General features: G+C 69.8%; 12 protein-coding genes and 1 tRNA gene. 8 read left to right on the top strand and 5 right to left on the bottom strand.

The window, feature by feature from the left end; all coding sequences use genetic code 11:
* Positions 1–732, top strand: a complete 732-nt coding sequence (locus ABIC29_RS14160) for a GNAT family N-acetyltransferase (protein WP_354246319.1) — start codon at positions 1–3, stop codon at positions 730–732.
* Here the strand turns inward: ABIC29_RS14160 and ABIC29_RS14155 are convergent.
* On the bottom strand, positions 702–2,087 hold the full coding sequence (locus tag ABIC29_RS14155) for a glycine--tRNA ligase (RefSeq protein ID WP_354246316.1): 1,386 nt from the start codon (positions 2,085–2,087) through the stop codon (positions 702–704). The two genes, ABIC29_RS14160 and ABIC29_RS14155, sit on opposite strands and share 31 nt — an antisense overlap.
* 188 nt (positions 2,088–2,275) lie before the next feature.
* Here ABIC29_RS14155 and ABIC29_RS14150 point away from each other — a divergent pair, with 188 nt between their 5' ends.
* Genes ABIC29_RS14150 through ABIC29_RS14140 form a run of 3 tightly spaced genes read left to right on the top strand, consistent with a single transcriptional unit; the run spans position 2,276 to position 4,664 of the window.
* Positions 2,276–3,565: an alpha/beta hydrolase-fold protein gene (locus ABIC29_RS14150; protein WP_354246313.1), complete on the top strand. Its 1,290-nt coding sequence runs from the start codon at positions 2,276–2,278 to the stop codon at positions 3,563–3,565.
* Between the two features lie 4 nt (positions 3,566–3,569).
* On the top strand, positions 3,570–4,214 hold the full coding sequence (locus tag ABIC29_RS14145) for a trimeric intracellular cation channel family protein (RefSeq protein WP_354246310.1): 645 nt from the start codon (positions 3,570–3,572) through the stop codon (positions 4,212–4,214).
* 45 nt (positions 4,215–4,259) lie between these two features.
* On the top strand, positions 4,260–4,664 hold the full coding sequence (locus tag ABIC29_RS14140; protein ID WP_354246307.1) for an NUDIX hydrolase: 405 nt from the start codon (positions 4,260–4,262) through the stop codon (positions 4,662–4,664).
* Between the two features lie 75 nt (positions 4,665–4,739).
* Here ABIC29_RS14140 and ABIC29_RS14135 read toward each other — a convergent pair.
* Positions 4,740–4,814, bottom strand: a tRNA-Gly gene (locus ABIC29_RS14135).
* 90 nt (positions 4,815–4,904) lie between these two features.
* Positions 4,905–6,293, bottom strand: coding sequence for a glycine--tRNA ligase (locus ABIC29_RS14130; RefSeq protein ID WP_354246304.1), 1,389 nt, complete (start codon positions 6,291–6,293; stop codon positions 4,905–4,907).
* Between the two features lie 119 nt (positions 6,294–6,412).
* On the opposite strand from ABIC29_RS14130, the gene ABIC29_RS14125 reads away from it, so the two are divergent.
* The 3 genes from ABIC29_RS14125 to ABIC29_RS14115 are packed head-to-tail and all read left to right on the top strand — an operon-like array spanning position 6,413 to position 11,153.
* Positions 6,413–7,735 carry an alpha/beta hydrolase-fold protein gene (locus ABIC29_RS14125; RefSeq protein WP_354246301.1) on the top strand — a complete coding sequence of 441 codons (1,323 nt, stop codon included), beginning with the start codon at positions 6,413–6,415 and terminating at the stop codon, positions 7,733–7,735.
* Between the two features lie 39 nt (positions 7,736–7,774).
* Complete coding sequence (locus ABIC29_RS14120; RefSeq protein ID WP_354246298.1) at positions 7,775–10,333, top strand: phosphatidylglycerol lysyltransferase domain-containing protein; 2,559 nt, start codon at positions 7,775–7,777, stop codon at positions 10,331–10,333.
* 13 nt (positions 10,334–10,346) lie between these two features.
* Complete coding sequence (locus ABIC29_RS14115; RefSeq protein ID WP_354246295.1) at positions 10,347–11,153, top strand: lipase family protein; 807 nt, start codon at positions 10,347–10,349, stop codon at positions 11,151–11,153.
* A 14-nt stretch (positions 11,154–11,167) separates the two neighbouring features.
* Here ABIC29_RS14115 and ABIC29_RS14110 read toward each other — a convergent pair whose 3' ends face one another.
* Entirely contained in the window at positions 11,168–12,076 is a 909-nt protein-coding gene (locus tag ABIC29_RS14110) for a serine hydrolase (RefSeq protein ID WP_116080214.1), read from the bottom strand.
* 104 nt (positions 12,077–12,180) lie between these two features.
* Positions 12,181–14,199, bottom strand: coding sequence for a M13 family metallopeptidase (locus ABIC29_RS14105; protein WP_116080211.1), 2,019 nt, complete (start codon positions 14,197–14,199; stop codon positions 12,181–12,183).
* A 183-nt stretch (positions 14,200–14,382) separates the two neighbouring features.
* On the opposite strand from ABIC29_RS14105, the gene ABIC29_RS14100 reads away from it, so the two are divergent.
* Positions 14,383–16,254, top strand: coding sequence for a substrate-binding and vWA domain-containing protein (locus tag ABIC29_RS14100; RefSeq protein WP_354246292.1), 1,872 nt, complete (start codon positions 14,383–14,385; stop codon positions 16,252–16,254).
* The last annotated feature ends 9 nt before the right edge of the window (positions 16,255–16,263 follow it).

The raw sequence follows: 16,263 nt of genomic DNA, 5'->3' as shown, positions 1-16,263 counted from the left end.
ATGACCGATGCGACGCCCCGCTTCGACGGACCCCCGCACCTCGCCCTGCCGTTCGACGTCGACGAGCCGGCGTTCGCGGCCATCACCACCGAGCGCCTGAGGCTGCGCCCGCTCGAGGCATCCGACGCCGACGACGTGTGGGAGTACCAGCGCCTGCCCGAGGTGCTGCGCTACATCCCGTGGCCGGAACGCGATCGCACCGAGGCCCGCGAGCACACCGCGAAGCGCGCGGGACTGCGCCGGCTCGAGAAGGACGAGGACGCGATCTTCTTCGCCGTGGAGCTCATCGGCGAGCCGCGCACGCCCCGGGCGGATGCCGCGGGCGGGCCGACCGACGAGGGCGGGGCGGATGCCGCGGGCAGCCGTGTCATCGGGGACGTCATGCTGCGCGCCGACCGGGTCGAGCACGGCCGGCTCGAGGTCGGGTGGGTCGTGCACCCCGACTTCCAGGGCCGTGGACTCGCGCGCGAAGCGGCCGCCGCCGTGATGGGCGTCGCGTTCGACACGCTGCGCGCGCACCGCGTGCACGCGCTGCTCGACGCCCGGAATGCGGCATCCGCGGCCCTGTGCGAGCGGCTCGGCATGCGACGCGAGGCGACGATCCTCGAAGAGGAGTACAACGACGGCGAATGGCAGGACACCGCGATGTACGGCGTGCTGCGCCGCGAGTGGGCGGCCGCCCCGGTCGACGTGGCGGTCGGTCAGGCTCCGACGAGGCGGGCGCCCAGGTAGGCCTGCAGCTCGGCGAGCGGCACGCGCTCCTGCGCCATGGTGTCGCGCTCGCGAACGGTCACCGCGTCGTCGTCGAGCGAGTCGAAGTCGACCGTGATGCAGAACGGCGTGCCGATCTCGTCCTGACGGCGGTAGCGGCGGCCGATGGCGCCGGCATCGTCGAAGTCGACGTTCCAGATCTTGCGCAGCTTCGCCGCGAGTTCGCGCGCGAGCGGGGACAACCGTTCGTTGCGCGACAGCGGGAGCACGGCGACCTTCACCGGCGCGAGTCGCGGGTCGAGCCGCAGCACGGTTCGGCTGTCGACACCGCCCTTCGCGTTCGGCACCTCCTCGACGTCGTACGCGTCGACGAGGAACGCCATGAGCGAGCGGGTGAGGCCGGCCGCGGGCTCGATGACGTAGGGCGTCCATCGCTCGTTCTTGGACTGGTCGAAGTACGAGAGGTCCTTGCCGGAGTGCTCGGAGTGGGTCGAGAGATCGAAGTCGGTGCGGTTCGCGACGCCCTCGAGCTCGCCCCACTCGCCGCCCGTGAACCCGAACCGGTACTCGATGTCGACGGTGCGCTTGGAGTAGTGCGACAGCTTCTCCTGCGCGTGCTCGTAGCGTCGGAGGTTCGCGGGGTCGACGCCGAGCTCGACGTACCAGTTCCAGCGCTGGTCGAGCCAGTACTCGAACCACTCGTCGTCGGTGCCGGGCTCGACGAAGAACTCCATCTCCATCTGCTCGAACTCGCGCGTGCGGAAGATGAAGTTGCCCGGGGTGATCTCGTTGCGGAAGCTCTTGCCGATCTGGCCGATGCCGAACGGGGGCTTCATGCGGGCCGCCTGCAGCACGTTCGCGAAGTTCACGAAGATGCCCTGTGCGGTCTCGGGACGCAGGTAGTGCAGGCCCGACGCGTCGTCGACGACGCCGAGGAACGTCTTGAGCATGCCCGAGAAGGCGCGCGGCTCGGTCCACTGGCCGCGAGCGCCGCATGCGGTGCACACGATGTCGGCGAGGCCGTTCTCGGGGGCGCGCCCCTTCTTCTCCTCGTAGGCCTCGATGAGGTGGTCCTCGCGGTAGCGCTTGTTGCAGCTGAGGCATTCGACGAGCGGATCCGTGAAGACGTCGACATGGCCCGATGCCTCCCACACCGCCTTCGGGAGGATGACGCTCGAGTCGAGTCCGACGACGTCGTCGCGGCCCTGCACCATGTGCAGCCACCACTGGCGCTTGATGTTCTCCTTGAGGGCGACGCCGAGGGGCCCGTAGTCCCACGCCGAGCGGGAGCCTCCGTAGATCTCCCCCGCCTGGAAGACGAATCCCCGGTGCTGTGCGAGGGTGATGACGGCTTCGAGACGGCTGGCGGCGGCCACGGTGGCTCCAATGGTCGAGGGTTGGGCCGATCGGCCCGAGGAAACGATGCCACCATCCTACGTTGGCTCCCGGTCGCGGGTTGCGCCCGCCGGTCCGTCGCTCCGGCTCCGCGAGGTGCGCGCGCGCTACGCTGTGGCTGACTTCGTCGGGGTGGGGAGGCGTTGTGGTCGATACGGTGCTCGATCAGGTGATCGTCAGTGGACCGCTGCTCTTCACGGTCTACGTCATCGCGGCGCTCCTGTTCATCTACCTCCTGGGCCGAGAGGCCTCCGTCAGCTGGGCGCTGACGGCCATCGTGGTGCTCGTCGTCGGCGCGATGATCGGCGGCGCGGTGCTCTGGGCCGCCGTGAACGTGCTCGACCTGTTCGGCGGCCCGGTCGCCGATGCGGCCTGGCTCTGGGTTCCCGGCGCCTTCGCCGCGATCGCGCTCGCGATCTGGAACCTCTGGCGTTCGCGGTGGTGGCGCAAGGTGATCGCGCTGATCGCGATCCCCGTCTTCGCCCTCACCGCGGTGCTCGGCATCAACGCCGCCTACGGCATCGACCGCACGATCGGCGACCTCCTCGGCATCTCCACGGTGCCGAGTGGCGACATCCGAGATCCAGGCGTCGACCCACCGCCCCCCGACCCGGCCGAGCCCCTGTACACGACGTGGACGGCGCCGGAGGGGATGCCGGCGCACGGCGAGGTGGGCACGCCGGATCCGGCGGTGCCGAACACCGTCTCGGGGTTCCCGGCCAGGCCCGCCGAGTTCTACCTGCCGCCCGCGGCGCTCGTCGACAACCCGCCCCGACTGCCGCTCGTGATCATGATGATGGGCCAGCCGGGCGACCCCGACGTCACCTTCATCGGCCAGGTGCTCGACGAGTTCGCCGCGAAGCACGACGGACTCGCCCCGATCGCCCTGGTGATCGACCAGCTCGGCGATCCGACGCAGGACCCGCTCTGCCTCGACACCGACCTCGGCAAGGTGGAGACCTATGTCATGCAGGACGTGGTGCCTTGGGCGAAGCTGCACCTGAACGTGCTGCAGGGAGCGAAGGTCACGACCGTCGCAGGATACTCGAACGGCGGTGGCTGCGCGGCCTACTTCGGCGCGAAGTACCCCGAGACGTTCGGCAACATCATCGCGGTCGCCCCGACGGAGTACGCCGGCGTCGAGCGCAACGACGAGGTGCTCGCGTCGGCCTTCAAGGGCGACCAGGCCGCGTACGACGCGGTGAAGCCCGAGACGATCATGGCAGCCAAGGCGCCCTACCCCGACTCGGTCGGCATCTACGCCGTCGGCCAGAACGATCACGCCTTCGCTCCGGGGACGAAGCGACTGGCGGATGCCGCGACGGCCGCCGGCATCGCCGCGACGTACTACGAGGTGCCAGGGGGCGATCATGGCGCGTCGACCGTCGTCGGCGGGCTGGAGGAGGGCTTCGAGGTGCTCTACCCCCGTCTCGGCCTGGCGCCGCCGCCGGGGAGTTGAGCGCATGACGACCGGGACCGCCCGCGCCGTCGCGCGCCGCGCACCGAGCCCGTACTTCACGGCGGCCGACGTCGCGGCGACGGGACTGTTCGGGTTCGAGGGCGCCGTGGCGGCCGTGGCGGCCGGCCTCGACCTCCTGGGCATCGTCGTCGTCGGGTTCGCGACGGCCCTGTTCGGCGGCGTCATCCGCGACGTGCTGCTCGGCGACGCGCCCCCGGCCGCCTTCCGTTCGCCGCTCCGCATCATCGTCGCCGTCGCAGGCGCGCTGCTCGCCGTGCCGTTCGGCTCGCTCGCCGCCGACGCGCCCGGCGTGATCGGCGTGCTCGACGCGATCGCGCTGGCGCTGTTCGTGGCTGCCGGGGCGCAGAAGGCGCTGGAGTGGGGGTCGAACGGCTTCGTCGTCGTCGCGCTCGGCACGATCACCGGGGTCGGCGGCGGCGTGATCCGGGACCTGCTCCTCTCGCACTCGCCGACGGTGCTGACCACGGGCTTCTACGCGACCGCCGCGATCATCGGGGCCGCCGCCCAGTGGGCGACGGCCGCTCGCGGCATCCGAACCCCATGGCCGATGGCGGTGGGGTTCGCCGTCTGCGTCACGCTGCGCACGCTCGCGCTGGCGTACGACTGGCGGTTGCCGGTGTTCGGATGACTCCCGCTCACGTTCGGGCGCAGCCCGGGACGTAGGGTTGGACGGATGCCGCTTCCCGACCTCCTCGTCGCCGCCATCGCGCTCGTGCGCGATCGCCGGGTGCTCATGGTCACCGCACGTGGCCGCGACGTGCACTACATGCCCGGGGGCAAGATCGACCCTGGCGAGACCGCCGCCGAGGCCGCCGCACGCGAGGCGTTCGAGGAGGTGGCGCTCGAGCTCGATCCCGCCTCGCTCGTCGAGCTGTTCGAGGTCGTGACGCAGGCCCACGGCGAGCCCGACGGCCGCCTCGTGCGCATGCGCGTGTTCCGCGCCGAGACGGATGCCGCGCCCGCCGCTTCCGCGGAGGTCGGCGCCCTGCACTGGGTGACGACCGCCGACGTCGATCGCTGCCCGCCGGCGGGTGCCGAGGTGCTGCGCCTGCTCGCGGCCTCCGGAACGATCGACTGAAGCGCTGGCGCGGAGCCGACAGATTCGGCAGCCTCGCGGATGCGCGACCCCTGAGAGGTCACGGCCGGGGAGAAGTGGAGCGAGTGGCAGGAATTGAACACTGCATCTCCGACCGGGAAGGCCGGCATTCTAGCGTTGAACTACACTCGCATGCGCCGTGGCGTATGAGTACGCTATTGCACCGCGCGCATCAAGGCAAGAGGCAATCCATGACGACCTGCTCGGCCCGCCTGCCCGGGTTCAGGCCCCGATGAGGCGCTCGGCGAGGTAGGCCTCGATGCGGTCGAGCCCCACCCGCTCCTGCTGCATCGTGTCGCGGTCGCGCACGGTCACCGCGTCGTCCTCGAGCGAATCGAAGTCGACGGTCACGCAGAACGGCGTGCCGATCTCGTCATGACGGCGATAGCGGCGACCGATGGCCTGCGCGTCGTCGAAGTCGACGTTCCAGTGCTGGCGGAGCCGGTCGGCGAGACCGCGTGCGAGCGGCGAGAGCGCTTCGTTCCGACTGAGCGGCAGCACGGCGACCTTGATCGGAGCGAGGCGGGGGTGCAGGCGCAGGACGGTGCGCACGTCGACGCCGCCCTTCGTGTTCGGCACCTCCTCCTCGTGGTAGGCGTCGACGAGGAAGGCCATGAGTGACCTCGTGAGGCCGAACGACGGCTCGATGACGTACGGGATGTACCGCTCGCCCTTCGTCTGGTCGAAGTAGCTGAGGTCCTTTCCGGATGCCTCCGCGTGCGACCTCAGGTCGAAGTCGGTGCGGTTCGCGACGCCCATGAGCTCGCCCCACTCGCCGCCCGTGAACCCGAACCGGTACTCGATGTCGACGGTGCGCTTGGAGTAGTGCGCGAGCTTGTCGGCCGGGTGCTCGAACCAGCGGATGTTCTCGGGCGTCATGCCGAGGTCGAGGAACCACTTCCAGCAGGCGTCCATCCAGGTCTGCTGCCAGTCGTCGTCGGTGCCGGGCTCGACGAAGAACTCGATCTCCATCTGCTCGAACTCGCGCGTGCGGAAGATGAAGTTGCCCGGCGTGATCTCGTTGCGGAACGCCTTGCCGATCTGGCCGATGCCGAACGGCGGCTTCTTGCGCGCGGTCTGCAGCACCGCGGCGAAGTCGGTGAAGATGCCCTGGGCGGTCTCGGGGCGCAGGTAGTGCAGGCCGGAGTCGTCGTCGACGACGCCGAGGTACGTCTTCATGAGGCCCGAGAACTGCTTGATCTCGCTCCACTGGCCGACCTTGTCGGGGTGCTCCGGGTCGGGGATGTCCGCGAGCCCGTTCACCGGCGGATGCCCGTGCTGCTCCTCGTACGCCTCGAAGAGGTGGTCGGCGCGGTAGCGCTTGTGCGAGATGAGCGATTCGGTCAGGGGATCGCTGAAGGTCTTGACGTGGCCCGATGCCCGCCACACGGCGGTCGGGAGGATCACGGCGGAGTCGAGGCCGACCATGTCGCCGCGCCCGCGCACGAACGTGTTCCACCACTGCCGCTTGATGTTCTCCTTGAGCTCCACGCCGAGCGGGCCGTAGTCCCAGGCCGATCGCGTGCCGCCGTAGATCTCGCCGGAGGGGAAGACGAACCCCCTGTGCTGGGCGAGCGTGATCACCGAATCGAGTCGCGACTTGTCCGCCATGGTTCTCCCCTGAAGTCCGTGTGCGAGATGACGCCATCCTAATGGGACGAAAGAATCCACCACTCGAAAGGGCCTCGCCGCTATATTCGAGCGAGAACGGTACGAATCCGCGGCGTGTCATGGGGGCAACGGCCATGTGGGACTTCCTGCTCGACATCAAGATCGACGATCCTGCCTTCCTCTGGACGTGGTACATCCTGAGCGCCGCGGCGCTGATCTACCTGGTGTTCAAGAAGCGCACCGCCGCGTGGTTCCTGACGGCGTTCATCGTGCTCGTCGTCGGAGCGCTCATCGGGGTCGGGGTGGTCTGGCTGGCCGTGAACGTGCTCGACGCGTTCGGCGGCCCCGTCAACGAGGTGACGTGGTTCTGGGTTCCGGCGGCGTTCGCCGGCATCCTGCTCGCGATCTTCAACCTCTGGGGGTCGCGATGGTGGCGCAAGGTCATCGCCATCATCTCGATCCTCATGTTCGTCGCCACGGCGACCTTCGCCATCAGTGCCGCATACGGCCTCTCCCCCACGCTCGGTGCTCTCCTCCACGTCAGCACCGCGAAGGCGATCGACATTCCCACCCCCGGCCCGACGGACACCGCTGACCCCGACGAGCCGCTGTACCAGACCTGGAAGGCCCCCTCCGACATGCGGAAGACGGGCATGACCGGACTCGTGCAGGGCGGAATCCCGAACACGAACTCGGGCTTCCCGGCGCGTCCCGCACAGATCTACACCCCGCCGGCCGCGAACACGAAGGATGCGCCGTTGCTCCCCGTGGTCATCATGATGATGGGGCAGCCAGGCGACCCCGACCCGCAGTACATCGCGAAGGTGCTCGACGAGTATGCGGCGAAGAACAACGGGCTCGCCCCGATCGCGCTCGTCGTCGACCAACTCAGCGACCCGAGCCAGGATCCACTGTGTCTGGACACCAGCCGCGCAAAGGTCGAAACGTACATCATGAAGGATGTGGTGCCGTGGGCCAAGGCGAATCTCAGGGCACTGCACGCGGCCAAGTACTGGACCGTCGCGGGCTACTCGAACGGTGGACAATGCGCGGCATCCTTCGGGTCGAAGTACCCCGATACCTTCGGCAACATCCTCGCCGTCTCGCCCGAGGAGTACCCCGGGGCGGACGATCCGAGTGGGCCGTTGAGCTGGGCCTTCAACGGCGATCAGGCCGCCTACGACGCCGCGAAGCCGGCGAACATCATGGCGAAGAACGCCCCGTACGCCGACACCACTGCCGTGTTCACCATCGGCTCGAATGATCTGTCGCCGTCGTACCAGGAGGGAACGCAGCGCCTCGCCGACGCCGCCAAGAGCGCCGGCATGGCCACCACCTTCTACAGCGTGCCAGGCGCCGACCACGGCGCCACCGGCCTGAACGGCGGCCTCGAGAAGGGCTTCGAGATCCTCTACCCGCGGCTCGGGCTCTCAGCCGGATGACCGCGATTCCGACGCCGACCTGAACCGATCGGAGCCCCGATGACCGAGACCCAGACCACCGCCGAAGCGCCAGACGTCGCTCCGGCCGGCCGCCTGCGCACCACCGGCGAGGCGATCGCCGGCTTCGCCAGGCGCATCCCGTTCAGCTTCACCCTCGCCGCAGTGCTCCTGATCACGGCGGCGATCACCGGCACCGTCGTGGGCGCCGCGTCCGGCGACACCGCCGCGTACTGGGCGGCCGGGGTCCTGACGACCTTCGACGGCGGCTCCTGGTGGACCATCGTGACGGCGCAGGTCATCCCGTGGGATCCGTTCCAGCTCGTCGTCGGCGTCATCGCGTCCATCGTGCTGCTGGGCATCGCCGAGCGTCGCATGGGCACCTGGCGCGCGATCCTCGCCTTCCTGGTCACGGGCACCGTCGGCGTGCTCCTCGGCACGACGCTGCAGTGGCTCGGCTCGCTCGCCGGAGAGTGGTGGGCGAGCGACACCTCGATCGATCTCACCCTCGACCCGCTCACCGGCATCGTCGGCGCGCTCATCACCTCGACGGCGTTCATGGGGCCGCTGTGGCGGCGTCGCATCCGGGTCCTGACGCTCGCGTTCCTGCTCATCTTCGTGCTCTACGACGGCGACTCGTCCAACGTCTACCGCCTCATCGCCGCGCTGGCCGGCTACCCCCTCGGCGCCGCGCTCGCGCACGACGCGTCCGCCCTCTCGCTGCGCCGCAGCTCGTTCCGCGAGACCCGGACGCTCGTGGCCTCCGTCGTCGCCGTCACGGCGATCGGTCCGATCGTCGCCCTCGTCAACCGGTCCGCCTTCACGCCGTTCGCGTTCGGGTCGTTCATGTTCGCCGACGACCCCGTCGACTTCGACCAGGTGTCGAGGTCGTGCGGCGACGCCGCGCCGCTCTCCGACGCCTGCCTGCGCCAGCTCGCGCTGCTGAGCAGTCAGGGGGTCGGCATGGCGGTCCTCTCGTTCGTTCCCGTCCTCCTGCTGCTCCTCGCCGCATGGGCCCTGCACAAGGGCCGGCGGTTCGGCTTCTGGCTGGCGATCTCGGTGAACGTCGCGATCGTGCTGTTCGCCCGGACCGGCTTCGACCTGTCGACCATGCTCGGCGAGGCGGGCGGCACCGATTGGAACGACTACGGCATCGCCGAGCTGTTCGGCTGGGGCATCGCGGCGGCACTGCTGCCGATCGCCGTCATCGTGCTCCTGGTGCTCACGCGGCGGCGCTTCCGCATCCGGTCGCCGCGGGACGCGTTCCGGCGGTTCCTCACCATCGTGCTCGGGTCGTTGATCGTGCTCGCCGGCGCCTACTTCGTCGTCGGGCTCGCGACGCTCTCGGAGTTCTGGCCCGCGGCATCCGTCGTCGACCTGCTCGTCGACACCTTCAAGCGGTTCGTGCCGCCGCACTTCCTCGCCGCCACCGACCCGATCGTGCTGCCGGGACACGACCTCACGAGCGGGCTCTTCCAGTGGGTCGGCGCGGCATTCTGGACGATCTTCATCGTCGCAGCGCTCCTGCTGGTGAATCGCACGTCGACCGCATCGACCACGGCCGACGAGGAGCGCTTCCGCGTGCTGCTGCGGCGGCACGGCGGCGGAACGCTCGGGTTCATGGGCACCTGGCCCGGAAACGTCCCCTGGTTCAGCGCCGACGGCGACGCCGCGATCGCCTACCGGGTCATCAACGGCATCGCCATCACGATGTCCGACCCGATCTGCGCCCCGACGGAGGACGGCCGCGTCATCCGGGAGTTCGCCGCGTTCTGCGATGCCAACAGCTGGGTGCCGGTGTTCTACAGCGTGCATCCGCGATACCTGCCGGTCTTCGACGAACTCGGGTGGCTGCACATGTCCGTCGGCGAGGAGACGATCGTGCACACCAAGGGCCTCGAGATGGCCGGGAAGCCATGGCAGAAGGTGCGCCAGGCGCTGAACCGCGGCATCAAGGAAGGGCTCACGACGGTCTGGACGACATGGGACGAGCTGCCGCTCGCCACGGTCGCCGAGATCAACGCCATCTCCGAGGAGTGGGTCGCCGAGAAGGAGCTGCCCGAGATGGGCTTCACCCTCGGCGCGATGGAGGAGCTGAAGGATCCCGAGGTGAAGCTCATGCTCGCCGTCGGTCCCGACGGGCGCATGCAGGCGATCACGAGCTGGTTGCCGGTGTATCGCGACGACGCCGTCGTCGGCTGGACGATCGACTTCATGCGCCGCGCCGACGAGTCGATGAACGGCGTCATGGAGTTCCTCATCGCCTCGGCCGCACTGCACATGAAGGACGAGGGTGCCGAAGTGCTGAGCCTCTCGGGGGCACCGCTCGCCGCGAAGCCGCTCGCCGCCGGAGAGGAGCCGCCGGAGCCGACCGTCATGACGCGCCTGCTGGAGTTCCTCGGGCGCACGCTCGAACCCGCCTACGGCTTCACCTCGCTCTTCCGGTTCAAGGCGAAGTTCAACCCCGAGTACGAGACCATCTCGATGGCCTACCCCGACCCGCTGGCCCTGCCGACGATCGGCATCGCCATCGGAAAGGCCTACCTTCCCGAGGTGTCGCCGAAGGAGGCGGTCGCGCTCGTGAAGACGCTGACCAAGTAGTCGGTGATCCCGCGTGGGTGCGTCGATCTTCGATCTCGTCAGGTGGACCCTGGCCGACGAGCTCTACGCGGGCTGGCGGCAACTCGCACTGCTCGGCGGCAATCGTCGGCCGAAGGCGTGGAGCGAGGGCGATGACGCCCTGCCCGAGGTCGTACTGCTCCCTGGCGTGTACGAGCACTGGACCTTCCTTCGTCCGCTCGGGAACGCGCTCAACGCGGCCGGCCATCGCGTGCGCGTGGTGCGCGGACTCGGCACCAACCGCATCCCGATCTCCGAGACCGCCCATCGTGCCGCGCTCGCCCTCGCGCAGGCCGAGCCCGCGGCCGCCGGGTTCGTGATCGTGGCGCACAGCAAGGGCGGGCTCGTCGGCAAGCACATGCTCATGGACGAGGAGGCCGCGCTCCTCTCCCCCGACGAGACGACCGAGCCACGTGCCGATGCGACCGAGCCGTCCGATGCGACCGAGCCGTCCGGTGCGACCGAGCAGGGACGCGCACCCCACGCCCGGGTGCTCGGACTCGTCGCCATCTGCACGCCGTTCGCCGGATCACGGTACGCGAGGCTCTTCGTCGATCCCACGATCCGCGCGCTCATGCCGCACGACGAGACGATCGTGCGGCTCGCCGCGGCGGCATCCGTCAACGGCCGCATCGTCTCGATCTCCGGGATCTTCGATCCGCACGTGCCGGAGGGCAGCGACCTCGTCGGCGCGACGAACGTGCAGGTGCCCGTCGCCGGCCACTTCCGCATCCTGCGGGCACCCGAGACGACCGGCGCGGTGCGCGACGGCATCGCGCTGCTCGCGAGCCGGTCGGCCTGACCGGCAGCCAGAGGTCAGTGCACGTACTCGAGCAGGTCCATGCCGACCTGGCGCATGCCGTCGAGCACCGCGAGGCGCGACGAGAGGCCGGTGTCGGCGAAGTACGTCGAGACCGCGTACGAGACGCTCGCCCGAGGCCCGCGCAGCACGCCGGCCTCGCTGCGCACGCCGCCGTCGGTGCCGGTCTTGTTGACGAGCAGCACGCCGTGGTCGGGGGTGCGGTGCGCGAGCGGGTCGAGGCCGAACGCGCTCGCGACCATCGACAGGTCGGAGTTCAGCGAGAGCCAGCCGATGACGCGCTGGGAGACCTCGGGACTCACGATCTCGCCGCGTGCGAGCGAGGCGAACAGCCAGGTGAGCTCCTTCGCCGAGCCGATCGAGAGCTGCGGGGCGTCGTCGGGGCCGCGGTGGTCGCGAACGAGGTCGAGCAGGGCCGTGCGGGTGAGCCCGAGGGCCTCGGTGCGCGCGCGCACCGCCTCGAGTCCGACGTGGCGCAGCAGCACGTTCGTCGCGAGGTTGTCGCTCGTGGCCCCGATCATCGCGGCGAGATCGGCGAGCGGCAACGACGGGGACTGCAGGTGCTGCCAGATGCCGGAGTCGCCCACCGCGTCGCGGGGCGCGCGGTCGAGCACCGTGAACGACTCGGCGCTCGTGCCCGTGAGGCGCGAGGCGACCTCGACCAGCAGCAGCACCTTGCCGATGGATGCCGTGGGCATGACCACGTGGTCGTCGACCGAGAAGAGCTCCTTGCCCGTCGCGAGGTCGGTGGCGCGGGCCGTCACCTGCACCCCGGCGAGCGCGAGGTCGCTCAAGGCGTTGAACCCGCGTGCGAAGCTCTCGGCCGGCTCGACGCCCCGGTGCTTGCCGCGGTGCACGTTCGAATGGCGCGCTCTTCGCTCTGATCCCTGCGACGGCGTCACCACGGCACTTGCACGGTCTCTCTGGGGTTGGTCGGCGTGCATGGCCACGGCGGGCCGCACGCTCGGGGGCGTCGGGCGGGGGTCGATGTAGGGGTTCGGCGGGCCGACTACCAGATGGTCACGCGGTCGGCCGGGTCGAGCCAGAGCGCGTCATCGGAGGTCACTCCGAACCCAGTGTAGAACTCGTCGATGTTGCGCACGATCTGGTTGCAGCGGAACTCGTTCGGCGAGTGCGGGTCGATCGCGAGCAGGCGGATCACCTCGGCGTCGCGGCCCTTCTGCTGCCAGGCCTGCGCCCACGACAGGAAGAAGCGCTGCACGCCGGTGAGCCCGTCGATGACGGGCGGCTCGGCGCCGTCGAGCGAGATGACGTAGGCCCTCCAGGCGATCGCGAGACCGCCGAGGTCGCCGATGTTCTCGCCGATCGTCAGGGCGCCGTTCACATGCTGCTCGGAGCCCTCGGCCTCGCCGGCCCCCTCGCCCGAGCCGTCGCCGACGAGCTGCGCCGGCACGAGCGCGTCGTACTGCGCGATCAGCGCCTTGGTGCGCTCCTCGAATGCGTCGCGGTCGGCCTCGGTCCACCAGTCGGTGAGGCGTCCGTCGCCGTCGTACTTCGAGCCCTGGTCGTCGAAGCCGTGGCCGATCTCGTGGCCGATGACGGCGCCGATCGCCCCGTAGTTCGCCGCGGCATCCCGACCCTCGTCGAAGAAGGGGAACTGGAGGATCGCCGCGGGGAACACGATCTCGTTGAACCCGGGGTTGTAGTAGGCGTTGATCGTCTGCGGGGTCATGAACCACTCGTCGCGGTCGATCGGCTTGCCGAGCTTGCCGATCTCGCGCAGGAACGTGTACTCGGCCGTCGCCCGCACATTCGCCACGAGGTCGTCGCCGACGATCTCGAGCGAGGAGTAGTCGCGCCACTTCACGGGGAAGCCGATCTTCGGCGTGAACTTCTCGAGCTTGTCGAGCGCCTTGGCGCGCGTCTGCTCGCCCATCCACTCGAGCCCGCCGATCGACTGCCGGTAGGCCTCGATGAGGTTGGCGACGAGCTCGTCCATGGCGGCCTTCGCCGTGGAGGGGAAGTGCCGCTCGACGTAGATGCGGCCGACGGCCTCGCCCATGGCGCCCTCGACGATGGAGACGCCGCGCTTCCAGCGCTCGCGGATCTGCGGCGTTCCGCTCAGCGTGCGGCCGTAGAAGTCGAAGTTCGCCTCGACGAAGTCGTCGGAGAGGTAGGCGGCGTTCGCGCGGATGACCTGCCACGCCAGCCAGTCCTTCAGCGCGGGCAGCCGGTCTTCGGTGACGATCGCTCCGAGCGCCTCGACGAACGACGGCTCGCGGAGCACGATCTCGTCGAACGCGCCCTCGGGCACGCCCATGGCGTCGCGCCACACGGCGAGGTCGAACACCGTGGAGGTGCCCGCGGCGGCGGCCGCGGCATCCGCCCAGGTGGAGAGGTTGTAGGTCTTGTGGCTGTCGCGCGTCTCGACGTTGTTCCAGTGCGCGGCCGCGATCTCGGTCTCGAGGTCGAACACGCGCTGGGCGCGAACCGCCGGGTCGTCGAGTCGCGCGAGCGTGAACATGCGCTCGAGCAGGGCCAGGTAGGCCTCGCGGATCGGTGCGAAGCGCTCTTCGCGGAAGTAGCTCTCATCGGGCAGGCCGATGCCGCCCTGCTCGACGAACGCGAGGTAGCGCTCGGGGTCGCCCGGATCGTTGTCGACGAACAGCTGCACGAGGCCCGAGACGCCCTGGCGCTCGAGGCGGCCGAGGGTCTCGAGGAAGGTCGGTACCGAACCCACGAGCGACACCTCGCCGAGCTGGCCCGCGATCGGCGTCGCGCCGAGCAGGTTCGCGCGCTCCTCGTTGAGGAAGCTCGAGAAGAGGTCGCCGACCTTGCGCGCCTCGGTGCCGGGCTCGGCCTGCTGCGACTCGTGGATGATCTCGCGCACGGCCTGTTCGGCCTCTTCGTGCAGCACGATGAACGAGCCGTAGCGGGCCTTGTCGGCGGGGATCTCGGTGCGTGCGATCCACTTGCCGTTGACGTGCCGGAACAGGTCGTCCTGCGGTCGCACCGCTTCGTCGAGTTCGTCGTGCGCGATGCCGGAGGTGAGCGAGACGTCGGTCATGCGTTCCACCCTATGCGTGTCCGCCGACCGAGCGGATGCCTCGGGGCCGGTCTCATGGCGCACTCGCAGCGTGCCGCCGGCCCGCGCCCCTCGGCGGCGATCGGGCGGGGCCGAACGGCACCCGAGGGAGCGGACGTCGACCGCCCGTGTCCATCACGGGGGCGGGGGACGTACCCTGTTCCCATGGCACCCGTTCCGCGGCGCACGGCCGCCCGCTCCCCGCTCCCGACGACCTCGAGGCGGGGTGTGCGCGCGACGCTCGCGATCGCACTCGTCGCCGTGGCGACGGTCGCCATGAGCGGGTGCACGTTCGGGGGCGACACGGTCGACGGCGGAACCGTCGAGGGAGGCGATTTCGTCGACGACGGCTGCACGAGCGTCGTCGTCGCGACCTCGTCGGAGAAGGTCAACATGCTCGATGCGCTGGCCGCCGCGTTCAAGGAGTCTCCGGAGCACGAGGCGCTCGACGAGTGCGCGACCGTGCGGCCCGTGAACGTGTCCTCCGGCGACGCGACCCGGTTCCTCACGTCCGGCGAGGACTGGCCGGATGAGGACGCCCGCCGTTGGCCGACCCTGTGGTCGCCGGCATCCACGGTGTGGACCGAGCGCGTCGCGGCCGCGGCATCCGCCTCCCTCGTCGGAGAGCCGGTGTCGTTCACGCACACGCCCGTCGTGTTCGGCGTGCCCGAGACGATGGCGAAGGCCCTCGGCTGGCCCGGTGCGGAGATCGGCATCGCCGACCTCGAGAAGCTCTGCGCCGATCCCGCCGGATGGGGCAGCGTCGGCAAGCCGATCTGGGGATCGTTCAAGATCTCGAAGACCAACCCGAACACGTCGACCACCGGCCTGTCGGCGATCCTGATGCAGTCGTACGAGGCGTCGGGCAAGACGGCCGACCTCACGGCCGACGACGTCGCCGCGGCCGAGGAGTTCTCGCGCGTGTTCGAGGAGTGCGTGATCCACTACGGCGACACGACCGGCAAGGTGCTCTCCACGCTCTACGACGAGACCCAGAACGGCTCCGGCGGCTCCGGCTACGTCTCGGCGGTGGCGCTCGAGGAGACCTCGCTGCTCAACTACAACCAGGGCAACCCCGACTCGCACACCGTGCAGCCCGGCGAGACGCTGACCCCGCCGAAGGAGAAGCTCGTCGCGGTGTACCCCTCCGGCGGGTCGATCTGGTCGGACAACCCGGTGACGGTGCTCGGCGCCGACTGGGTGACCGAGGCGCAGGCGACCGCGGGCGAGGCGTTCATCGACTTCCTCGCGACCGAGCCGGCGCAGCGGATCCTGCCCGAGTACGGGTTCCGGCCGCTCGACGAGTCCGTGCCGCTCGGCGACCTGTTCACCGAGCAGTACGGCGTCGATCCCGCCGGGCCGGCGATCACGCTGCCGCGCCCCGCCGTCGACGTCGTCTCGGCGGCGCTCGACCAGTGGACGCAGATCCGCAAGCCCTCGTCGGTGCTCGAGGTCATCGACATCTCGGGCTCGATGGACGACCCGATCGGCGACGGCCGGTCGAAGCTCGATGGGGCGATCGAGGGCGCTCAGGCGACGCTCGGGCACTTCCGCTCGACCGACGAGGTCGGCGTGTGGGCGTTCACGACCGACGTCGAGTCCGCCGCGGGCAAGAACCTCATCGAGCTCAGGGGCGTCTCGCCGCTCGGCTCCGAGGGCGAGACGCTGCGCTCCTCGATCGCGGACCTCCGCTATGCGAACCGCCAGGGCACGCCGCTCTACGACGCCATCGCCGCCGCCTACGACGAGATGATCGCCCGCGCCGAGCCTGGCCGCATCAACGCGATCGTCGTGCTCTCCGACGGGCAGGACACCGATTCGTCGATCTCGATCGACTCGCTCATCACGAAGATCGGCAAGTCCAGCGGCGAGGGCGGCGGCGACGCCCCGGTGCGCATCTTCCCGATCGCCTATGGCGAGGGCGCCGACACCGGCGCGCTGCAGCGCATCGCCGAGGCGACGGGCGGGCAGTGGTTCGACGCCTCCGACCCCGCCAAGATCGACCTCGTGTTCGCGTCGGTCATCAACAACTTCTAGGGGGCGACG

Source organism: Agromyces sp. PvR057, assembly GCF_040547485.1.
In the GTDB taxonomy this organism is placed as follows: Bacteria; Actinomycetota; Actinomycetes; order Actinomycetales; family Microbacteriaceae; genus Agromyces.
Note: the sequence above shows the minus strand (reverse complement) of the source record. Positions and strands in the feature narration are given on the sequence as shown.